The organism is Streptomyces sp. NPDC088706, from assembly GCF_044752765.1.
Taxonomy (GTDB): Bacteria; Actinomycetota; Actinomycetes; order Streptomycetales; family Streptomycetaceae; genus Streptomyces.
Map to the genome: position 1 here is coordinate 125,230 of NZ_JBIVLW010000013.1, position 21,061 is coordinate 146,290.

At 70.8% G+C, this 21,061-nt stretch carries 19 protein-coding genes and 2 pseudogenes; 11 read left to right on the forward strand and 10 right to left on the reverse strand.

Annotated features, from left to right (window positions below; translation table 11 throughout):
- Positions 1 to 16 precede the first annotated feature (16 nt).
- The 3 genes and pseudogenes from ACIQAK_RS25225 to ACIQAK_RS25235 all read left to right on the forward strand — a co-directional run bounded on the left by ACIQAK_RS25225 (position 17) and on the right by ACIQAK_RS25235 (position 3,637).
- Complete coding sequence (locus tag ACIQAK_RS25225) at positions 17 to 1,108, forward strand: hypothetical protein (protein WP_366391928.1); 1,092 nt, start codon at positions 17 to 19, stop codon at positions 1,106 to 1,108.
- Positions 1,105 to 2,215 (forward strand): annotated as a pseudogene (locus tag ACIQAK_RS25230) (hypothetical protein). Before ACIQAK_RS25225 ends, ACIQAK_RS25230 begins: the two are co-directional and overlap by 4 nt.
- Positions 2,212 to 3,637, forward strand: a pseudogene (locus ACIQAK_RS25235) (hypothetical protein). Before ACIQAK_RS25230 ends, ACIQAK_RS25235 begins: the two co-directional pseudogenes overlap by 4 nt.
- 329 nt (positions 3,638 to 3,966) lie before the next feature.
- Here ACIQAK_RS25235 and ACIQAK_RS25240 read toward each other — a convergent pair.
- On the reverse strand, positions 3,967 to 5,451 hold the full coding sequence (locus tag ACIQAK_RS25240) for an oligopeptide:H+ symporter (RefSeq protein WP_366391929.1): 1,485 nt from the start codon (positions 5,449 to 5,451) through the stop codon (positions 3,967 to 3,969).
- 491 nt (positions 5,452 to 5,942) lie between these two features.
- Here ACIQAK_RS25240 and ACIQAK_RS25245 point away from each other — a divergent pair, with 491 nt between their 5' ends.
- Both ACIQAK_RS25245 and ACIQAK_RS25250 read left to right on the forward strand, forming a co-directional pair.
- Positions 5,943 to 6,620 (forward strand): response regulator transcription factor, encoded by a 678-nt coding sequence (locus ACIQAK_RS25245; protein ID WP_366391930.1) that lies wholly within the window; start codon positions 5,943 to 5,945, stop codon positions 6,618 to 6,620.
- 70 nt (positions 6,621 to 6,690) lie between these two features.
- Positions 6,691 to 7,956 carry an ATP-binding protein gene (locus tag ACIQAK_RS25250; RefSeq protein WP_366391951.1) on the forward strand — a complete coding sequence of 422 codons (1,266 nt, stop codon included), beginning with the start codon at positions 6,691 to 6,693 and terminating at the stop codon, positions 7,954 to 7,956.
- Between the two features lie 157 nt (positions 7,957 to 8,113).
- On the opposite strand, the gene ACIQAK_RS25255 is transcribed toward ACIQAK_RS25250, so the two are convergent.
- Positions 8,114 to 8,632: a GtrA family protein gene (locus ACIQAK_RS25255; protein WP_366391931.1), complete on the reverse strand. Its 519-nt coding sequence runs from the start codon at positions 8,630 to 8,632 to the stop codon at positions 8,114 to 8,116.
- 163 nt (positions 8,633 to 8,795) lie between these two features.
- Between ACIQAK_RS25255 and ACIQAK_RS25260 the strand changes: the two genes are divergently transcribed.
- Genes ACIQAK_RS25260 through ACIQAK_RS25270 form a run of 3 tightly spaced genes read left to right on the forward strand, consistent with a single transcriptional unit; the run spans position 8,796 to position 11,692 of the window.
- Positions 8,796 to 9,947 carry a 5-(carboxyamino)imidazole ribonucleotide synthase gene (locus ACIQAK_RS25260; RefSeq protein WP_401849000.1) on the forward strand — a complete coding sequence of 384 codons (1,152 nt, stop codon included), beginning with the start codon at positions 8,796 to 8,798 and terminating at the stop codon, positions 9,945 to 9,947.
- Positions 9,944 to 10,486 (forward strand): 5-(carboxyamino)imidazole ribonucleotide mutase, encoded by a 543-nt coding sequence (gene purE, locus ACIQAK_RS25265; RefSeq protein WP_366391933.1) that lies wholly within the window; start codon positions 9,944 to 9,946, stop codon positions 10,484 to 10,486. The genes ACIQAK_RS25260 and purE overlap by 4 nt, the downstream gene beginning before the upstream one ends.
- A 9-nt stretch (positions 10,487 to 10,495) precedes the next feature.
- The gene (locus tag ACIQAK_RS25270; protein WP_366391934.1) at positions 10,496 to 11,692 is read left to right on the forward strand and encodes a dipeptidase; all 1,197 of its coding nucleotides are present in this window, start codon (positions 10,496 to 10,498) and stop codon (positions 11,690 to 11,692) included.
- Here the strand turns inward: ACIQAK_RS25270 and ACIQAK_RS25275 are convergent.
- The 3 genes from ACIQAK_RS25275 to ACIQAK_RS25285 all read right to left on the reverse strand — a co-directional run bounded on the left by ACIQAK_RS25275 (position 11,689) and on the right by ACIQAK_RS25285 (position 14,732).
- Entirely contained in the window at positions 11,689 to 12,882 is a 1,194-nt protein-coding gene (locus ACIQAK_RS25275) for a GDSL-type esterase/lipase family protein (RefSeq protein ID WP_366391935.1), read from the reverse strand. The genes ACIQAK_RS25270 and ACIQAK_RS25275 overlap by 4 nt on opposite strands.
- A gap of 62 nt (positions 12,883 to 12,944) precedes the next feature.
- Entirely contained in the window at positions 12,945 to 13,307 is a 363-nt protein-coding gene (locus ACIQAK_RS25280) for a VOC family protein (protein ID WP_366391936.1), read from the reverse strand.
- A gap of 81 nt (positions 13,308 to 13,388) precedes the next feature.
- On the reverse strand, positions 13,389 to 14,732 hold the full coding sequence (locus ACIQAK_RS25285; RefSeq protein ID WP_366391937.1) for a UDP-glucose/GDP-mannose dehydrogenase family protein: 1,344 nt from the start codon (positions 14,730 to 14,732) through the stop codon (positions 13,389 to 13,391).
- A gap of 206 nt (positions 14,733 to 14,938) precedes the next feature.
- On the opposite strand from ACIQAK_RS25285, the gene ACIQAK_RS25290 reads away from it, so the two are divergent.
- Entirely contained in the window at positions 14,939 to 16,096 is a 1,158-nt protein-coding gene (locus tag ACIQAK_RS25290; protein ID WP_366391952.1) for an acyl-CoA dehydrogenase, read from the forward strand.
- A gap of 73 nt (positions 16,097 to 16,169) precedes the next feature.
- Here the strand turns inward: ACIQAK_RS25290 and ACIQAK_RS25295 are convergent, their stop codons facing one another.
- The 5 genes from ACIQAK_RS25295 to ACIQAK_RS25315 form a co-directional block, all read right to left on the reverse strand.
- Positions 16,170 to 17,195 carry a methyltransferase domain-containing protein gene (locus tag ACIQAK_RS25295; protein ID WP_366391938.1) on the reverse strand — a complete coding sequence of 342 codons (1,026 nt, stop codon included), beginning with the start codon at positions 17,193 to 17,195 and terminating at the stop codon, positions 16,170 to 16,172.
- A 287-nt stretch (positions 17,196 to 17,482) separates the two neighbouring features.
- Positions 17,483 to 18,373: a helix-turn-helix transcriptional regulator gene (locus ACIQAK_RS25300; protein WP_366391939.1), complete on the reverse strand. Its 891-nt coding sequence runs from the start codon at positions 18,371 to 18,373 to the stop codon at positions 17,483 to 17,485.
- Positions 18,324 to 18,860, reverse strand: a complete 537-nt coding sequence (locus ACIQAK_RS25305; RefSeq protein ID WP_366391940.1) for a DUF6879 family protein — start codon at positions 18,858 to 18,860, stop codon at positions 18,324 to 18,326. The genes ACIQAK_RS25300 and ACIQAK_RS25305 overlap by 50 nt, the downstream gene beginning before the upstream one ends.
- A complete protein-coding gene (locus ACIQAK_RS25310; protein ID WP_366391941.1) occupies positions 18,841 to 19,056 on the reverse strand; it encodes a hypothetical protein in 216 nt (71 codons plus the stop codon). Before ACIQAK_RS25310 ends, ACIQAK_RS25305 begins: the two co-directional genes overlap by 20 nt.
- A 110-nt stretch (positions 19,057 to 19,166) precedes the next feature.
- Positions 19,167 to 19,739, reverse strand: a complete 573-nt coding sequence (locus ACIQAK_RS25315) for a dihydrofolate reductase family protein (RefSeq protein WP_366391942.1) — start codon at positions 19,737 to 19,739, stop codon at positions 19,167 to 19,169.
- Positions 19,740 to 19,917: 178 nt separating this feature from the next.
- Here ACIQAK_RS25315 and ACIQAK_RS25320 point away from each other — a divergent pair, with 178 nt between their 5' ends.
- Both ACIQAK_RS25320 and ACIQAK_RS25325 read left to right on the forward strand, forming a co-directional pair.
- Entirely contained in the window at positions 19,918 to 20,391 is a 474-nt protein-coding gene (locus ACIQAK_RS25320; protein ID WP_366391943.1) for a hypothetical protein, read from the forward strand.
- Between the two features lie 197 nt (positions 20,392 to 20,588).
- Entirely contained in the window at positions 20,589 to 21,005 is a 417-nt protein-coding gene (locus ACIQAK_RS25325; RefSeq protein WP_366391944.1) for a class I SAM-dependent methyltransferase, read from the forward strand.
- The last annotated feature ends 56 nt before the right edge of the window (positions 21,006 to 21,061 follow it).

The window sequence follows — 21,061 nt, forward strand, 5'->3', positions numbered from 1 at the left end:
CGTGAGGGAGCCGCGAATGCCGCAGTCGACCCCATACGTACGCAGGAGACGGTTCACTCCGCCGACGCTGCCCGCCGTCCGGCCGCCGACGCTGCCCGCCGTCCGGCCGCTGTCGCTGTTCGCCGTCCTGCTGCTGTCGTTGCTCGTCGCGCCCCCCGGGGCGGCCGACGACAGCCCAGGAGCCCCGGCGGGCTGGACGGCGCGGCCCGCGGGCGGCGGCAGCACCGGCCGGGACGCCCGGCCGTACGTCTACCTGGAAGGCACCCCCGCGACGGTGCTCCAGGACCGGCTCTCGGTGACCAACCCCGCCCGCGCCCCGCTGACCGTACGGCTGCGGGGCGACGGTCCGGCCGGGCCGTGGGTCCGGTTCGCCGCGGCCTCGGTCACCGTGCCGGCCCGGACCCGCGCCGACGTGCCGTTCGCCCTCACGGTGCCGGGCGACGCGGTGCCCGGTGGCCTCGCGGGGGAGATCGTGGCGGCCGGCGGGGGCGAGGAGCGGCGCGTACCGGTACGGGTGCGGGTCGGCGGCCCCACACTGGCGGCGCTCACCGTGGAGGACGTCGAGGTGTCCGCGCGGACCATCCGGTACGCCCTGGTCAACCGGGGTAACGCGGTGCTGCGGCCCCGGCTGGCCGTGCGCGCGGACGGGATGTTCGGCACGCTGCTGGACCGCCCGGCCCGGCCCCTGCCGCTGGAGCTGGCCCCCGGCCGCCGGGTGGAGCTCACCGAACCCTGGCCGGACGCCCCGGCCCTGGACTCGGTCACCGTACGGCTGCGGGTCACCGCGGACGGCGGCGCGCGGGGCGAGGCGGCGGCCTCGACGGCGTACGTCCCGGTGGTGCCGGTCGCCGGGGCCGGGCTGCTGGTGCTCGGTGTCCTGGCGGTGCTCGGCGTACGGCGGCACCGGCGGCGGCGCGACCGGCGCGGGCCGCGGACGACCGGGCCGGACGGGGCGACGGCCACCGCCCGGGACACCGCCCGGGACGCCACCCCGGCCACCGCCCGGGCCACCACCCCGGCCACCGCCCCGGCCGGCGGACAACGCGGGCGACGACCGGCCCAGGACACCATGCCCAGGCCCATGGCGAAGACGGGAGCGGAGTCGTGACGCGACACCCCGAAAGCCGGCCCGCTGCCCGGCTCACCGATCCGACATCGCTCGTGCTCCTCACCCTCCTGGCCCTGCTCGCCCTCCTGGCCCTGGCCACCCCGGGCGCAACGGCGGCCCGAGCCGACGGCCCCTCCGTCACCCTCTCCAGGAAGGAGGCGGGCAAGGGCGGTGAGATCACCGTCAAGGGCAGCGGCTGGCGCTCCGAAGCGCTGCTGATGCTGCTGATCTGCGGCCGGTCCACCCCTGAGCGGGGCGTGATCGGCGGCACCAACTCCTGTGCCAACGCCGACGGCCGCGCCGTCACCACCGACCGAAGGGGTGGGTTCAGCAAGAAGCTGCCGGTGGCCGAGCCGCCGGAGCCCTGCCCCTGTGTGGTGCACGTCGCCACGGTGACCGGTGAAAAGGCGCTGGCCGACGCGGTGTTCACGGTGGCGGGCCACCCGACGGCCCCGCTGCCGGCCCCGGCCGAGGACGGGAGGCTCGCGGTGCTGGCCACCACCCGGTTGGAGGGCGAGAGTTCGCTGCTCACCTGGTTCGGCGCCCCGCCCGCCCGGCAACTGGTCGTCACCGTGGGCAACCTCGGCTCGGCGCCCGTTGAGGACCCCGTCTTCGAGATGGGCACCGCGCACGGCGTCTACGCCCCGCAGTGGGAGGAACGCCCGTGGCGCGGCACGGGCGCCCCCGGGGGCAGGGCGCAGATCAAGCTGCCGGTCGAACTCCCGGCCGGCGCGCACGGCGACTACCAGGTCTCCCTGCGGTACGGGACGAAGGTGCTGGCCGAGCAGCCGGGGGGGGGTGAGCCGCCCGTGGGGCGTCACGCTCTTCTGGGTGCTGCTCTGCCTGGTCGTCCCGGCCGCGGTCTTCCGTACCGGCATGGCCGTCGTGGACAAGGTCCGCCCCCGTCCCGCCGGCACGGTGGCACGCCACGCGCACCGCGCGAGGACACCCGCCACGAGGGCGCACACCGGTACGACCCCGACCCCGGCCGCGCTGCCGTGGTTCACCCAGGACTCCGCACCGTCAGAGAACCGGCGTTCCACACCGTCGGAGAACCGACCACCACCCACGACGAAGGGACACGTGTGGACACGCAACGGAGGATGAGCGCGGCCGGACTGGCGCTGATGCTCGCCGGCGCGGGCCTCGTGCTGGCCGCGAGCCCGGCCCGGGCCGCCGAGGTCAGTTATGCGACGGAGTGCGTTCCGCCGCCCATCTCGGGCCTGCCGCCGGTCCAGGGAACCACGAAGGTGCAGCTGACCGCACCGGCCGAGGCGAAGGTGGGCGACGAGATCGAGGTCGTCTGGAAGACGGTCGCGGCCGCGTCCAAGAACCCGGACGTGCTGGACCTGGGCAAGGACACGGTGAAGCCGGCCGGCACGGTCACGTTGGGCGGCGCGGCGAGCGGCGAGCTGAAACTTCAGGGCCCCCGGCAGAACCCGCCCATCCCCAAGAACAGCCCCATGCTGCTGCCCGACATGACGGCCAAGCTGAAGCTGGAGAAGGCCGGGGAGATCACGCTGACTCCGGGCGCGTACACCATCAACGTCTCCAAGCCGATCTCGACGGACACCAAGTGCGCCCCGAAGGGGGCGGTCCAGCCGGGCGCCACGATCAAGGTGACGGAGGCAGGCTCCACCACCGGCGGCACCACATCCGGCGGCAGCACATCCGGAGGCACCGACTCCGGCGGTACGACGACGGGTGGCAGCGACTCCGGCGGCACCACGACCGGCGGCGGCGACACCGGGGGCACCACGGACGGAGGCACCACATCCGGAGGCGGCGACACCGGCGGCACCACATCCGGCGGCAGCACCGGCAGCTCCGGCAGCACCGGCAGCAGCGGCGGTACCGGCGGCAGCGGGGGTGAGACCGACTTCTCCGGCAAGGAGGTGTCCGTCGCCTACGCCTGCAAAACCCCCATCGGCGACAAGAACGCCACTTCCCCGGTCAGGATCAGCGCCAGGAGGAGCGGCGGCGCGTACGACCTCACGGTGGAGTTCAGCAAGCCCGTGATGGACAGCCCGATCGACATCCCGGCCGGACAGGTCAAGCCGTCGATGGACGTCAAGCTCGGCGGGGCCGACAAGGGCACGGTCAAGGTCGAGGGGCCGCTGAACAAGGAGGTCATCAAGACCGGCGCCCCGATCGAGATCCCGGACCTCACCGGCACGTACAAGCCCGGCGAGCGGGAGGTCCACGCTCAGCCCGGGTGTCCTCACCGTGATGGCCGCCGGTACGACGACGACCTGCACTTCGCCCGCCGGGGTCGCGGTCTCCCTGGAGCTGGACACCTCCGCCCAGCCGGGCGGCGCGTCCGGTGGCACAGGCTCCGGGGGCGCGGCGGGCGCGGGCGGAGCGGCGGCGTCCGGCGGCGGTACGGACTCGGGCGGCGGCCTGGCGGCCACCGGCGCCGAGGACGACGGCGCCCTGCGCGCGCTCGGCCTGGTCGCGGGTACGGCGATCCTGCTGGGCGGCGCGGTGTTCACGTTCACCCCGTGGCGGAGGCTGCGCGGCACGCGCTGAGCCGCGGGCAAGGACGAAGGCCCGCGGGCAGAGGCGAGGCGCCCCGGACAAGGAAGAGGAGCTGCGAGCCAGGGCAAGGCGCCTCGGGCAAGGGCGCAGGCCCGCGGGCAGAGGCGAGGCGCCCCGGACAAGGAACGAGGGGCTGCGAGCCAGGGCAAGGCGCCGTGGGCAAGGACGAAGGCCCGCGGGCAGAGGCGAGGCGCCCCGGACAAGGAACGAGGGGCTGCGAGCCAGGGCAAGGCGCCGTGGGCAAGGACGAAGGGCCGCCGCACCGGAACGTTCCGGTGCGGCGGCCCTTCGCCGCGCGCGTCGCTACAGGCCGTGAGCCGTCAGCGGACGTTGCCCATGAGCTGCTTGACCTTGCCGCGGTACATGAAGATCGCGATACCGGCCACCACCGCGAGCGTCGCCTCCAGGGCCACCACCCCGGTGCCGTTGAGCTCCACACCGGCCAGCGAGAGCAGACCCGTGGTGCAGTCGCCGGCGGTGACGGCGAGGAACCAGACACCCATCATCTGGCTCGCGTACTTCGCCGGAGCCATCTTCGTCGTGACCGACAGGCCGACCGGCGAGAGGGTCAGCTCGGCGACGGTCTGGATGAAGTAGATGGCGACCAGCCACATCGCGGCGGCCTTGTGGCCGTCACCCGCGATGGTCAGCGGCATCAGGAAGACGAAGAACGAGGCGCCGACCAGAACGAGGCCGGAGCTGAACTTGACGATCGTGCTCGGCTCCTTGCCCCGCCGGTTCAGCGCCAGCCAGAAGGCGGCGAATACCGGGGCGAGCGCCATGATCAGGACCGGGTTGACCGACTGGTACCAGGAGACCGGGAACTCCCAGCCGAAGACGCTGTTGTCGGCCGAGGACTCGGCGAAGATGGCGAGCGTCGAGCCGCCCTGGTCGTAGATCATCCAGAAGATGGCGGCGGCCACGAAGAACCAGATGTAACCGGACATCTTCGACTGCTCGGTCTCGCTGAGCTCCTTGTCGCGCTTTATGCGCACCAGGACCATCACCGGGATGATGAGACCCGCGAGGGTGATCGGGACCAGCAGCCAGTTCAGCGTGTAGACGCCGGTGACGACCGTACCGATGTAGAAGACGGCGGCGATGCCGAGCCAAATCATCGACTTGCGCAGGGTGGAGGCGCGCTCGTCCTTGGAGAGCGGCTTCGGGACGACGAGGCTGCGCTCGTCCAGGTGGCGGGTGCCGAGCAGGAACTGGAGCACGCCGAGACCCATGCCGAGCGCCGCGAGGGCGAAGCCGAGGTGCCAGTTGACGTTCTCACCGACGGTGCCGATCACCAGGGGCGCGGCGAAGGCACCCATGTTGATGCCCATGTAGAAGATCGTGAAGCCACCGTCGCGGCGCGGGTCGTCCGGCCCGTCGTAGAGGTGGCCGACCATCGTCGAGATGTTGGACTTCAGCAGACCCGATCCGATGGCCACGAGGCCCAGACCGCCGAAGAACGTGCCTTCCCAGGGCAGGGCCAGGACCAGGTGCCCGGCCATGATGATCCCGCCGGCGATGGCGACGGTCTTGCGCGGGCCCCAGACCCGGTCGCCGAACCAGCCGCCGGGCATGGCGAGCAGGTACACCAGCGACAGGTAGACCGAGTAGATCGCGGTCGCCGTGGCGGGGTTCATGTCGAGCCCGCCGGGCGCGATCAGGTAGAGCGGGAGCAGTGCCCTCATGCCGTAGTAGCTGAAGCGCTCCCACATCTCCGTCATGAAGAGAGTGGCCAGGCCGCGAGGGTGGCCGAAGAAGGTCTTCTCGCCGGAACTGGCCGAGTCCTTCGTCAGGCTGGACGCCATGGTCGATCCTTGCTGGTCGGGACGCGCTCGCCTCGTGAGCGGTACGCGCCCGGTGGGGGGTAGCCGGCACCGGCGCGGCCGCACCCCATCCCCACGCCTGAGGGGGACTCGCTCCGGGGCCGGGCTCCGGGCGGAGCGTTCGGCGGCGGGGCGGGGAAATACCGCATCGGGATCCACACCCGGGGCGCGTCCTCACGCTCCGGGCCCGGCTCACAGGTCATTCACTCGATACGGGCCGGCGCGAACCGGCCCTGCACACAGAAGAGACCCTTGGCGCTCATGGCGGCCCAAAGGTCCTTCAGTACTGCAACAGGCGTCAGAACACCATACGACACGACACGGCAGGATATGGAAGGACTTGAGAGATGGATCACAGGTGACCGTGGAACCAGGCTCCCATATTCAAAGGTCTATGTCCTACCTGTGGCACTGACCCGCAGGCGCTGGCGAGGGCCTCACTGCGCACGTCCCCGCCGGACTACCATCAGTCCATGACCCGTGTACTGCTCGCCGAGGACGACGCGTCCATCTCGGAGCCACTGGCCCGCGCACTGCGTCGGGAGGGTTACGAGGTCGAAGTCCGGCAGGACGGCCCGACGGCGCTCGACGCCGGACTCCAGGGCGGCGTCGACCTCGTGGTCCTCGATCTGGGGCTGCCCGGGATGGACGGCCTCGAAGTCGCCCGCCGCCTCCGGGCCGACGGCCACACCGTGCCGATCCTGGTGCTGACGGCCCGCGCGGACGAGGTCGACACGGTGGTCGGTCTGGACGCCGGGGCCGACGACTACGTCACCAAGCCCTTCCGCCTCGCCGAGCTCCTCGCCCGGGTCCGGGCCCTGCTCCGCCGTGGCGCCTCCGAGCCCGCCGCCCAGCCCGCCACCCACGGTGTCCGGATCGACGTCGAGTCGCACCGGGCCTGGATGGGCGAGGAGGAACTCCAGCTCACCGCCAAGGAGTTCGACCTGCTGCGGGTCCTGGTCCGGGACGCCGGCCGGGTGGTCACCCGCGACCAGCTGATGCGCGAGGTCTGGGACACCACCTGGTGGTCCTCCACCAAGACGCTCGACATGCACATCTCCTGGCTCCGCAAGAAGCTCGGCGACGACGCGGCCAACCCCCGGTACATCGCCACGGTCCGGGGCGTCGGCTTCCGGTTCGAGAAGAGTTGACGTACGAAGCACCCATGTCCCTTGACGACGAACAGCTCCTCGTACGCGCACACCGACAGGGCCGGTGGCCATGCGCCGCCGGCTGATCAACTCCACGCTCGCCGTGGTGCTCGTGGTCATCGCCGTCTTCGGCGTCTCCCTGGTCATCGTGGAGACGCGCACCATCAGTGCCAGCGCCCAGGAGAGCGTCGAGTCCGAGGCGCTGCGGCTGATCAGCGTGGTCGACAGCCGGCTGATGGGCGACGAGGTGATCAACTCCGGGGTGCTGTCCGAGCAGATCGACCCCACCCGGTTCGCGCTGATCGAGATCCCGGGCCGGGAGCCCATCGCCGTCGGCGAGCGCCCCAGCGGCAGCGTCCTGCGCGCCACCGAGACCGGTGAGCGGGGCGAGAAGGTCACCGTCGAGGAGTCCCGCTCGGCCGTCACCCGCGAGGTCGGGCGCACCCTCCTGATCATCGGCGCGGTGGCGCTGCTCGCGATCATCTCGGCCGTGCTCCTCGCCGTACGCCAGGCCAACCGGCTCGCCTCGCCGCTCACCGACCTCGCCGAGACCGCCGAACGCCTAGGCTCCGGCGACCCCCGCCCGCGCCACAAGCGGTACGGGGTGCCCGAGCTGGACCGGGTCGCCGACGTCCTGGACGCCTCCGCCGAGCGGATCGCCCGGATGCTGACCGCCGAGCGGCGCCTCGCCGCGGACGCCTCGCACCAGCTGCGGACGCCGCTCACCGCGCTCTCCATGCGGATCGAGGAGATCTCGGTGACCGACGACCCGGAGACGGTGAAGGAGGAGGCGAACATCGCCCTCGTCCAGGTGGAGCGCCTCACCGACGTCGTCGAGCGGCTGCTGACCAACTCCCGGGACCCGCGTACCGGCTCCGCCGTCGTCTTCGACCTGGACGAGGTCATCAAACAGCAGATCGAGGAGTGGCGCCCGGCCTACCGCTCCACCGGCCGCGCGCTGGTCTGCTCCGGCAAGCACGGGCTGCGGGCGGTCGGCACCCCGGGCGCGGTCGCCCAGGTCCTGGCCGCGCTGATCGAGAACTCTCTCATGCACGGCGGTGGCACCGTCGCCCTGCGCACCCGCGTCACCGGCAACCAGGTGGTCATCGAGGTCACTGACGAGGGCCCCGGCGTCCCGGCCGAGCTGGGGGCGCGGATCTTCGAGCGGACGATCAGCGGCCGCAACTCCACCGGGATCGGCCTGGCCGTCGCCCGGGACCTCGCGGAGGCGGACGGCGGCCGACTGGAGCTGCTCCAGCAGCACCCGGCGGTCTTCGCGCTCTTCCTCAGCCGGATCCCGCTCGACCGCAAGGACCCGGAACGCCCGGTGCGCTGAGCGCGGACGTCCCGGGAGACGTCGGTTCCGCACGGGAGGGACGTCCCGGGAGACGTCGGTTCCGTACGGGACGGCCGCCCCGGAAGGCGTCGGTTCCGTACGGGACGGCCGCCCCGGAAGGCGTCGGTTCCGCACGGGACGGCCGCCCCGGTAGACGTCAGTTCCGTACGGGACCGGGCTCTACCGTCTCCGTCGGCCGTCGCTGCTCCAGAAACCGTTCCGCGTTGCGGACGGCCTCCTTGGCGGGGAGGGTCTTGAAGACCCAGGTCCGGTAGGACCAGAAGCGGAAGAGGGTGGCGATCCCGATACCGAGGATCTTGAAGACGTTGCTCTGGACCGGGGTGTTCCAGTCGAAGCCGTACGTCGCCAGGTACAGCACCCCGTTCTCGATCACCGCGCCCGCCGCGCTGAACAGCAGGAAGAGGGTCAGCTCGCGGGTCCGGCCGGTCTTGTCGCGGTCCCGGTAGGTCCAGTAGCGGAAGCCCACGTAGTTGCAGAGGATGGCGACGAACGTCGCCAGCACGCTCGCCCGGACGACCTGGAGGTCGGTGGTGTGCCGGAGCAGGTTGAAGACCGCGATGTTGACCAGCAGGCCGACCGCGCCGACCGCGCCGAACTTGGCGACCTCACGGGCCAGCAGATCAAGCCGGGCCCGCAGTGCGCCCCGTTCGCTCATGGTGATCGCTCGATCCGTCCGTCCGATGGCGTCGACGGTTCCGTCAACTCCGCCATGCTAACCAGCCCTCCCGTGTGTTGCCCCGGTGATCCCGGGGAGCCCGCCGGTGGGCGGCCCCCGGACGGCGTCCCGGCCGCCCCGGCGCGCCCGATACCCTGGAGGCGTGACGTTCCCGGTAGTCGGCATGGTCGGCGGCGGTCAGCTCGCCCGTATGACCCACGAGGCGGGCATCCCCCTCGGCCTGAAATTCAAGCTCCTCAGTGACACGCCCCAGGACTCGGCGGCCCAGGTGGTCAGCGAGGTCGTCATCGGCGACTATCGCGACCTGGACACGCTGCGCGCCTTCGCGCAGGGCTGTGACGTGATCACCTTCGACCACGAGCACGTGCCGACCGAGCACCTGCGGGCCCTGGAGGCGGACGGCATCCCCGTGCGCCCCGGCCCCGATGCCCTGGTGCACGCGCAGGACAAGGGGGTGATGCGGGCCAAGCTCATGGAGATCGGCGCGCCCTGCCCCCGGCACCGCATCGTGAGCGACCCGGCCGACGCCGCCGCGTTCGCCCAGGAGGTCGGGGGCTTCCCCGTCATCCTGAAGACCGTGCGCGGCGGGTACGACGGCAAGGGCGTGTGGGTGGTCCGCTCCGAGGCGGACGCGGCCGACCCGTTCCGCGCCGGGGTCCCGGTCCTCGCCGAGGAGAAGGTCGACTTCGTACGGGAGCTGGCGGCCGACATCGTCCGTTCGCCGCACGGCCAGGCCGTCGCCTACCCGGTCGTCGAGTCGATCCAGGTCGACGGCGTCTGCGACACGGTGATCGCCCCGGCCCCCGAGCTGGACGAGCGGCTGGCCGGCGAGGCGCAGCAGCTCGCGCTCCGCATCGCCGCCGAGCTGGGTGTCGTCGGCCACCTCGCGGTGGAGCTGTTCGAGACGCGGGGACCCGACGGGAAGCCCGGCATCCTCGTCAACGAGCTGGCGATGCGCCCGCACAACTCGGGCCACTGGACCCAGGACGGCGCGATCACCTCCCAGTTCGCCAACCACGTACGGGCGGTCCTCGACCTCCCCCTCGGCGACCCGCGCCCGCGCGCCCCCTGGACGGTCATGTGCAACGTCCTGGGCGGTGACTACCCGGACATGTACCAGGCGTACCTGCACTGCATGGCCCGCGACCCGCAGCTCAAGATCCACATGTACGGAAAGGACGTGAAGCCCGGCCGCAAGGTCGGCCACGTCAACACCTACGGCGACGACCTGGCGGACGTGCAGGAGCGCGCCCGGCACGCGGCCGACTACCTGCGAGGAACGATCACCGAATGACTTCCCCCTCCGCACCGGCCGCACCCGTGATCGGCATCGTCATGGGCTCGGACTCCGACTGGCCCGTCATGGAGGCGGCGGCCAAGGCGCTCGACGAGTTCGAGATCCCGTACGAGGTCGACGTCGTCTCCGCCCACCGCATGCCGCGCGAGATGATCGCGTACGGCGAGGAGGCGGCGGGCCGCGGTCTGAAGGCGATCATCGCGGGCGCGGGCGGGGCCGCCCACCTGCCCGGGATGCTGGCCTCGGTCACCCCGCTGCCGGTCATCGGTGTCCCGGTGCCGCTGAAGTACCTGGACGGCATGGACAGCCTGCTCTCCATCGTCCAGATGCCGGCCGGCGTCCCCGTCGCCACCGTCTCGGTCGGCGGCGCGCGCAACGCGGGCCTGCTCGCCGCCCGGATGCTGGCCGCGCACGACCCGGCCCTCCAGGAGCGGATGGGGGAGTTCCTTCAGGAGCTGAACGCCCAGGCCACCGAGAAGGGCAAGCGGCTGCGGTCCAAGGTCCAGGGTTCCGACTCCTTCGGCTTCGGAAAGTAGGGGCGGCACATGGACCACCTGGAGCGGGCCCGCGAGCTCCTCGCCGCCCACCCGATCGTCGACGGCCACAACGACCTCCCCTGGGCCCTGCGCGAGCAGGTCGGCTACGACCTGGACGCCCGGGACATCGCCGCCGACCAGCGCGGCCTGCTCCACACCGACCTGGCCCGGTTGCGGGCCGGCGGGGTCGGCGGCCAGTTCTGGTCGGTGTACGTGCGCACCGACCTGACCGGCGACGCGGCGGTCAGCGCCACGCTGGAACAGATCGACATCGTCGCCGAGCTGATCGCCCGCTACCCGACCCACCTGCGGCGCGCGCTCACCGCCGACGACCTGGAGAAGGCCCGCGCCGAGGGCCGCATCGCCTCCCTGATGGGCGCCGAGGGCGGCCACTCCATCAACAACTCGCTGGGCACCCTGCGCGCCCTGCACACCCTGGGCGTCCGCTACATGACGCTCACCCACAACGACAACATCGACTGGGCGGACAGCGCGACCGACCTTCCCCGCCTCGGCGGCCTCTCCGCCTTCGGCCACGAGGTCGTCCGGGAGATGAACCGCATCGGCATGCTGGTCGACCTCAGCCACGTGGCGGACGGCGTCATGCGTGACGCGATCGCCACCAGCACCGCGCCGGTGATCTTCTCGCACTCCTCGGCCCGGGCCGTCTGCGACCACCCGCGCAACATCCCCGACGACGTGCTGGCGGCGCTCCCGGCCAACGGCGGTGTCGCGATGGCGACCTTCGTCCCGAAGTTCGTGCTGCCCGCCGCCGTCGCCTGGACCCAGGCCGCCGACCGCAACATGCGCGAGCACGGCCTGCACCACCTGGACACCACCCCGCCGGCGATGCGCATCCACGAGGACTTCGAGGCGGCCCACCCCCGCCCCCAGGCCACCGTCGCCACCATCGCCGACCACCTCGACCACATGCGCGAGGTCGCGGGCGTCGACCATATCGGCATCGGCGGCGACTACGACGGCACGGCGTTCACCCCGAACGGCCTGGAGGACGTCTCCGGCTACCCGAACCTGATCGCGGAGCTGCTGCGGCGTCACTGGTCCGAGGGCGAGGTCGCCAAGTTGACCTGGCAGAACGCGGTACGGGTGCTGCGCGACGCGGAAGCCGTGGCCCGCGACGAGCAGAGCACGCGCGGCCCGTCCCACGCGACGATCACGGAGCTGGACGGGCGGCGGATCCGCTAGTTCCGCACCTGCGGGTCCGGGGTGGCGAACGGTCCCCCCGGACCGAAGGCGAGCGCGCCGAAGCGCTCGCCCATGCGGCGGTGGGCCGCGGCGTCCGGGTGGAGCCGGTCGGGCAGCGGCAACTCGGCGAAGTCGGCCTCGCCGTACAGGGTGAGGCCGTCCAGGTAGTACAGCGCCGGATCCTCGGCGGCGCGCCGCTCCACGATGCGGGCCAGCTCCTCCCGGACGACCCGCAGCGTCAGCTTTCCCAGAGCCGCCTCCGAAGGGTCCCCCAGCGCCAGGAACTCCACCTGCCCGTCGTGGACGTCCGGGGCGGCCGGGCCGGGGGTGTCCTCCTGGGCGGGGCAGAGGATGGGCGAGACCACCAGCAGCGGTGTGGTGGGGTGCCCCTCGCGGATGGTGTCGAGGAACCCGTGCACCGCCGGGCCGAACGCGCGCAGCCGCATCAGGTCGCGGTTGACGAGGTTGATGCCGATCTTGACGCTGATCAGGTCGGCGGGGGTGTCCCGCAGGGCGCGCGCGGTGAACGGGTCGAGCAGGGCGCTGCCGCCCAGCCCCAGGTTGATCAGCTCCACGCCCCCCGCGGCGGCGGCCAGGGCGGGCCAGGCGGTGGCGGAGCTGTCGGCGGCCGATCCGTGGCTGATCGAGCTTCCGTGGTGCAGCCACACCCGCCGTCCGTCCGGCTCCACGGGCGCGACGGGCGCGTCGGTGCGCAGGGACATCAGCTCGGTGGTCTCGCTGTACGGCAGCCAGATCTCGACGGTCTTCTCCCGTCCGGGCAGCCCGTCGAACCGGACGGTGCCGACCCGCCCGGGGAACGTCTCCTGCGAGCCGTCGCTCAGGTCGACCATCAGGATGTTGCCGCCGCTCGCGGTGGCCCGTCCGACCGGCTCCCCGTCGATGTGCAGGTCGTACGCCCCGTCCGGGCGGGGCGGGACACCCCGGTAGCCGACGACCGTGCGCAGGACGCCCAGTTCGACGGCGGTGGCCCGGGTGCGGAACACCACGCGGACGCCGGAGGGCTGCGACTCCGCCTGGGCCACCTGATCGTCGCCGTCGAACTGCGCCCGGGCGACGGCGGGCAGCCGGTGGGGGAGGAGGCCGCCGCGCGCGGTGCGCTCCAGGTCGAGCGCGCCGCGCAGGAGGTTGTCGGAGAGGGGAGTGCTGATCCAGTCGGGCGAGGGGGTCATCCCTTGAGCCTGTCCACCGGACGCCCGATCACCACACACTTCGAGACCCCCTGACCCTCCGGCTAGCAGGCGCAGAGACAGAACGGATGCCCGACGGGGTCGGCATAGACGCGGAAGGACCGCTTCCGGTCCTCCGTGTCCAGCGGCCGGGCCCCCAGGGCCAGGACCTCCCGCTCCGCCGCGTCCAGATCCTTGACGGTCAGGTCCAGGTGGAACTGCTGCGAGTCGTCGGGCCGGGGCCACTGCGGCGGTACGAAACCGGGCGCGGCCTGGAACGCGAGCGGCGTGCCCGGGGCGCCGGTGAGATCCACCCAGCCGTCCCCGCCGTCCTCGACGGTGCCGCCGATCACGGCGGCGTAGAAGCGGGCGAGCGCGACGGGGTCGGGGCAGTCGAGTACGACGGCGCCGAGTGTGGCGATGGGCATGACGCATACCTCCCGGTGGTGGCCGCCCTGTTGCGGCATGGCGTAACGACTACCCCATACCGGCGCGGAAGTGCGGGCAACTCAGGCCTTCGGCCGCCCCATCGCCCGGTAGGTCCACCCGGCCTCGCGCCACACCGCACTGTCCAGGGCGTTGCGCCCGTCCAGGATGATCCGGCGGGACACCGCCTCGCCCAGCTCCGCCGGGTCCAGCTCACGGAACTCACGCCACTCCGTCAGGTGCAGCACCACGTCCGCGCCGCGCACGGCCTCCAGCGCGGAGTCGGCGTAACCGAGCGTCGGGAACAGCCGCCGGGCGTTCTCCATCCCCTTCGGGTCGAAGACGGTCACCTGGCCGCCTTGCAGATGGATCTGCCCGGCGACGTTGAGCGCGGGGGAGTCGCGTACGTCGTCGGAGTCCGGCTTGAACGCGGCACCCAGGACGCCCACCCGGGTCCCGAGGAACGAGCCGCCGCCCACCGCCTCCCGGGCCAGCTCGACCATGTGGCCGCGGCGGCGCATGTTGATGGAGTCGACCTCGCGGAGGAAGGTGAGGGCCTGGTCCGCGCCCAGCTCGCCGGCGCGCGCCATGAAGGCCCGGATGTCCTTGGGCAGGCAGCCGCCGCCGAAGCCGATCCCGGCCCGCAGGAACTTCTTCCCGATGCGCTCGTCGTGACCGATGGCCTCGGCGAGCTTCACGACGTCCCCGTCGGCGGCCTCGCAGACCTCGGCCATGGCGTTGATGAAGGAGATCTTGGTGGCGAGGAAGGAATTGGCGGAGGTCTTCACCAGCTCGGCGGTCGGGAAGTCGGTCACCACGAACGGCGACCCCTCCGCGACCGGCACGGCGTACACCTCGCGCAGGAGCTTCTCGGCCCGCTCGCTCTCCACACCCACGACGATCCGGTCGGGGTGCAGGGTGTCGTTGACGGCGAAGCCCTCGCGCAGGAACTCCGGGTTCCAGGCCAGCTCGACGCCGGCCCCCGCCGGGGCCAGCTCCGCGAGGCGGGCGGCGAGGCGGGCGGCGGAGCCGACGGGGACGGTCGACTTGCCGACGACCAGGGCGGGCCGCGCGAGGTGCGGGGCCAGCGACTCGAAGGCGCTGTCGACGTAGCTCATGTCACAGGCGTACTCGCCGTGCTTCTGCGGGGTGTTCACGCAGACGAAGTGCACGTCCCCGAACTCCCCGACCTCCTCCCAGGAGGTGGTGAAGCGCAGCCGCCCGGTGGACCCCTCGATACCCGCGACATGCTTGTGGAGAATCTCCTCAAGCCCCGGCTCGTACATCGGCACGCGCCCGGTGGACAGCAGCTCGATCTTCTCCGGTACGACGTCGAGCCCGAGGACCTCGAACCCCAGCTCGGCCATGGCGGCGGCATGGGTGGCGCCGAGATAGCCGGTGCCGATCACAGTGATCCTGAGGGCCATAAAAGCTCCTGGGAGGTGCGGATGGACGTGCGAACCGAGCATAGTCGCGGGGGAGAACCCCGCTTTTCCCCACCCGATCCGCCGCTTACCTCCGCTTTGCCCGACCCCTGTCACCAAGCTCACGTGCGACTCTCGTATGTCCTCGGACGGCTTCCGCACTAAAATTGAGTTACTTAACGGTAGTTAGCATCTGGGGAGTGAGCGTCTTGGCGGGTTCGACCGATTTCGACCTGTACCGTCCGGCCGAGGAGCACGACATGCTCCGCGAGACCATCCGCGCGCTCGCCGAGACGAAGATCGCCCCCTTCGCCGCCGCGGTCGACGAGGAGAGCCGCTTCCCGCAGGAGGCGCTGGACGCCCTGGTCGCCTCGGACCTGCACGCCGTCCACGTCCCGGAGGAGTACGGCGGCGCCGGCGCCGACGCGCTCGCCACGGTCATCGTGATCGAGGAGGTGGCCCGCGCCTGCGCCTCCTCCTCCCTGATCCCGGCCGTCAACAAGCTCGGCTCGCTCCCGGTGATCCTCTCCGGCTCCGAGGAGCTGAAGCGCAAGTACCTGGGCCCGCTGGCCAAGGGTGACGCGATGTTCTCGTACGCGCTCTCCGAGCCGGACGCCGGCTCGGACGCGGCGGGCATGAAGACCAAGGCCGTGCGCGACGGCGACTTCTGGGTCCTCAACGGCGTGAAGCGCTGGATCACCAACGCGGGCGTCTCCGAGTACTACACGGTCATGGCGGTCACCGACCCCACCAAGCGCTCCAAGGGCATCTCCGCGTTCGTCGTGGAGAAGTCCGACGAGGGTGTCTCCTTCGGCGCCCCGGAGAAGAAGCTCGGCATCAAGGGCTCCCCGACCCGTGAGGTCTACCTCGACAACGTCCGCATCCCCGCCGACCGCATGATCGGCGAGGAGGGCACGGGCTTCGCCACCGCGATGAAGACCCTGGACCACACCCGCATCACCATCGCGGCCCAGGCCCTCGGTATCGCCCAGGGCGCGCTGGACTACGCCAAGGGGTACGTCCAGGAGCGCAAGCAGTTCGGCAAGCCGATCGCGGACTTCCAGGGCATCCAGTTCATGCTCGCCGACATGGCGATGAAGCTGGAAGCGGCCCGCCAGCTCACCTACTCGGCCGCAGCCAAGTCCGAGCGCGTCGACGGCGACCTCACCTTCTTCGGCGCGGCGGCCAAGTGCTTCGCCTCCGACGTGGCCATGGAGGTCACCACGGACGCGGTCCAGCTCCTCGGCGGCTACGGCTACACGCGGGACTACCCGGTCGAGCGCATGATGCGCGACGCCAAGATCACCCAGATCTACGAGGGCACCAACCAGGTCCAGCGCATCGTCATGGCGCGCAACCTGCCGTAACCCGGGGCTCGCGCGAGCCTGCCCCACGAGGAAGCCCCGGCCAGTCGGCTGGGGCTTCCTTCGTTCCCTCGGGCTAGGACCGGCCGATGAGGCAGCCGGGCGAGTCGAGCCACACCCGCTGACCGTTCCCGTCCACCGACAGCCCGAAACGGGACCGTTCCGGTTCCCCGAGGTCGTGCCACCTCAGGAAGGCAGTCCGCACCTCGTCCCAGAGGGCCCGAGGGCCGTACTGCTCCACCTCGTACCTCTCCGCATCCGGCACCCACTCCACGGTCGCCCACGACGTGCCGTCGTCGGCGAAGAACCACAAGGTGGCCTCCCCGCTGTCATCGTCCGCGTCACACCACCGAAACCACACGTCCGTGAGGCTCAGGCCGATGAAGAACGCCGGATCATCCTGAACGACGTTCTGGGGAGCGATGTCCGTCGTCCCCTTCTCCCCCTGCTCCCCGCGATAGAGGTCCGAGATGCGCCCGGCCCCGCCGCGATGGGTGCGGTCCCACATGAAGGCGGGAGATCCGGAGAACGCCCCCAGGGCCCGCCCGTCCGTCACATCCAGCGTGGCGAACGAACCGCTGAAGAAGCTGCTTCCCCACGGGGTGACGATCCGCCCGTCCGGACACTGCTCCAACCACGCTTGCGGTACGTCCCGCATGGTGCAGGTGCAGACGATCCGCTCGTAGGGTGATCCCGGACGGTGGCCGTTGCGGCCGTTGCCGAGGACCGTCTTCGGGTGGAACCCCGCCCGTTTCAAGTTCTCGTCGGCCAGTGTCAGTACCGCCTCGTCCAGCTCCACACTGGTCACGTTGGCCTCGCCCAGACGGTGTGAGAGCCAGGCGGCGTTGTACCCGGTTCCGGTTCCGATCTCCAGAACCCGCTGCCCGTCGCGTACATCCAGCAGGACGAGCATGTCGAGCATGATCGACGGCATGGACGATGACGAGGTGTACAGCCGGAAGGAGTCGTCCGCCGTGGGCTTCCCGTCGTTGACCTGGGTCACGACCGGGCCGTCCGCGTAGACGGTCCTCAACCACTGTTCCGGGTCTTCGGCGAAGTCGCCGCCCATGATCACCTCGGGGATGAACAGGGCCCGGTCCACCGACGCAACGGTGTCATGCCACTCCGGAGGCAGTGCGCCCTTTCTCAGCAGGCTTCGAACGAGCTGTCGTTGTGTCGTCACCGGACTCACTTCTTCTTCGGCGGGGGCTCGTACGGCCGGGTCGGGCCCGGCGGCCTTTCCCGGTGGCCATCACTGCTGGAGGTGTCCGGCGTGCCGGAGTGGCTGCCGCCCTTCTTGCTCATCTCGGACTCGCTTTCTGTCGGATCGAGAGCTGTGCTCGCTCCCGTAGAAGCCATAATCGAGAGTCGGCGGCGTGGGCGGAAGGACTAGTCGCGTTGACGCATAAAGTTCTCTGACATCTCGTTCATGAATTCCGTGGCAGCATCACCGGTGAGGGCATAAGACCAGAAAAGCTCGAACAGATTACGGTGCTGGGTAATATCCCGGGGATCACGCAGAGCGACTTCCCCGGAAAACAGTTCCACCGTCACGAGTCTGTCGTCGTAGACAACGAAAATATTCATGGGGGTGCCAGGAATCTGGACCCCCTGCGGAATTATCCCGACCTCGACGTTGGGCTTTCGACTGACGTTCGCCATGTGTGCGCACTGCGCTGCCATGGTCCCCCTGCTTGCCCGCCGCCACTTCACGGCCTGCTCGGTCATCAGGAACCAGAAGGAACGCGACGTGTCATCCAGGACTGCTTGGCGATCCATGCGGGCCTGAACGGCCCGGGAGATGTCTCTCGCCGGATCGCTGTCCACGGTAGGGGACAGCGTTTCAACGGCGTACTCACGGACGTGCAGCAGGCCGGTGGGGATGGCAGGCAGGAAATGCCGCATCACCCGCGAGGAGGATTCGAGCGCCTTCAGTTCGGCCTGCTTGTGGTACAGCCCCACGCGGGCGTATGCCCGCCAGGACGCGTAATCGACATTAGCCCTGCGCGCCAGTTGCAGCAGCTGGTCCGCAACCTCATGGGGTACGGAAAGGGCCTTGAGGATTCGCTCGACGTCGATGACCGTGGGGAGTGCGCGACCTGTTTCGATTCGACTGATCTTGGTCTGGCTCATGTTGCAGCGGATTGCGAGGCGTCCACCACTGAGCCCGGAAGCGCGGCGGAGACTCCGCAGGGCCTCCGCCAGGTCCTTCCGCTCCCGTGCTTGCGTCTCAGGTGCGATAGGCACTGAAGGGTACGGCGCTTTCCAGGGCGAGGTCACGCCATGTGAGATACGTGCCCAGGTCCGGGGCCTGGATCAGTTCGCGGCTGATCTGCGTTCCGTCAGGGCGGTAGTTCAGGTGGACGACCGTAGATTCATCGAACATCCAGAAGTCTTGTTCAGGAAGTCCAGGATGCGGCCGGTCGGTCACATCGACTATCCGGTAGTCCTCCCCGGCGGCGACATTACCGGGGATGCACCATTCGAACAGATAGCGGCTGTACGGCGTGAGGGGCCGACGCACGATCTTGGCGCGTGTCATCGTCCGTCCGGCGGCTCCGTGGTCCCCGATCGTTCGGTGCCACGAGGCATTGAAGCCATCCGGTTTCCGAGCCCCGGCGAGGAAGTCGCGGACCGTATCGGCCTCGGTGGGCATGGTGTACGTCTGATGCACTTCGAGCCGGAAGGCGGAACGCTTGAAGTCGCGGAAGTACGCCTGCCACTCGTCGCCGTCCAGCAGTACGGGGCTAGAGCCATCCACGGACACGGGCCGCCTCCTTCAAGACGTCTTCGGGGATCAGCACGACCGATTCGCCGTCGGGCGTCGGATGGGCCACGTCGTATCCCTGGATCGCCAGCATGCCGGGTTCCGGCGTGGCGTACACCGTCGAGCAGTCGCCATTCCCGCACTTGTCGACACCGCTCCGGCACGGACCGCCGGCGATCATCCGTAGTTCGTCCACTGAACCCCCTCGTTCCATGTGGTCAGTACGCTACGTACGGTCACGGGCACGCCACAAGGGCGGTCCGCACTCCAGTCACGTTGTCGCATAGAACTGTGGGGGCCGGTGCGTCAGCGCACGACGTCGAACACGTTCTTCTGGATGCCGTTCGCGTACGCCTCGTACTCGACCAGCTTCAGCTTCTGCGCGTCCTTGTCCGTCGCGCTGAACAGCCGCTTGCCCGCGCCGAGCAGGAGCGGGAAGACCAGCAGGTGGTAGCGGTCGATCAGGCCGGCGTCCGACAGGCCGCGGTTCAGGGCGGCGCTGCCGTGGATGATGATCGGGGCGCCCTCGGTCTCCTTGAGGGCGGCGACCTCGTCGAGGGAGCGCAGGATCGTGGTCTCGCCCCAGTCGGAGACCAGGTCGTCCTCCTTGAGCGTGGTGGAGACGACGTACTTCGGCATCACCTTGTACTGGGCGAACTCCTCCATCGCCGGCCACACCGGACTGAACGCCTCGTAACTGGTCCGGCCCAACATCAGGGCGCCGGCCTCCTCCTGCTCCCGGCCCTTGATCTCGTACGCCTCCGGGAGGAACTCCACGTCCTTGAAGGTCCACCCCGAGTTCCGGTAACCGGGCTCGCCGCCCGGGGCCTCCATGACGCCGTCGAGCGAAACGAAGGCGGTGCTGATCAGGGTGCGCATCAGGGGCTCCTGGGTATGTCGAACGGTCATCGCGTACGGGCGTCTCGTGGCGGGCGTCTCGTGGCGGGTGGCCCGTGGGGCACCAACTCTTACGGATGTACTGACCGGGCACCCCGCCGAAACTCATCGCTCCAGGTGGGCCCATCCGTTCGGACCACGGCCGGTAGCCTCCCACCTCATGACCGAACTCGACAGGCTCACCGCCCTCTTCCGCGCCCTGGGGGCGGACGGCGACGCCCCGGACTGGGCCGAATCCGAGGCCGAGGAGGGGCTCCCGCAGCTCGCCCGCTACCGGTTCCTGCGGACGGTGTGGCAGGACGTCGACGCCTGGGGCACGGACGCGCCCCGGTGGGTGGCCGCCTATCGCAGCGACGGCGTGGCCGCCGCAGCCGTCGACCGCGCCCTCGCCGCCGGGCTCACCCCCGAGGACCTCGGCGAGCTGGCCCGTGAGGTGGCCCGGGAGACCGCGTTCGGGGTGCTGTACGCCCTGGCCGACCCGGCGGACGGATCGCTGCCCGCCGAGGTGGAGGAGCAACTGCCCGGCTGGCGGCTGGCGGAGCTGGACCCGGCCGGTGTACCGACGGGCCGTCATCTCGACGCACTGCACGAGGACTTCGCCGGACTCGAACCGCAGAGCCCCGGGCCGGGCTGACGCCGATGACGCGGTGGCCCCACCCCCGCACGCGCGCGAGCGGCGGTGCTCAGAGCGGGAAGCGTGCCGCGGCCGAGGGGTTGTCCGCGGGAAGCAGCTCGCGCAGGCCGGCCAGAAAGGTGGGGCATGCGAGAGGGTTCTCGCTCCGGCAGGTCGATGCATGGTCCAGCCGGTCCCGTGCCAGCGCCATCTGTTCGATGCGCGGCGAGGGTTCCCTGCCCGCGTCCCTCGCCGCCGCCATCGGCGCCCGACGGATCATCGAGGTCGGTACCGCCCTCGGGTACACGGCCCTGTCGATGGCCGACGCGGTACCGACGGCGCGAGTCGAGAGCGTCGAGATGGACGGCGATCACGCTCACGCGGCCCGCGCCCACATCGCTCGCCACCACATGGCCGAACGGATCGACGTGCACCACGGCACTGCGGAGAAGGTCCTCGCCACGCTGGTCACCGGGGCCTACGACATGGCCTTCTTCGACGGGTTCACCCCGACCGCCGACATCGTCCAGGAGCTCCGCCGCCTGCTCCGCCCCGGCGGAACACTGCTCGCGGGCAACTTGATCCTCGGCCCCGACCGGACGGTCGTGGACAGCCTGGGGGACCCGAGCCGGTGACGCACCCATTCGCTCGGCGAGACAGCGGTCTGCGTCAAGCTCCCCTGATGGGCGGG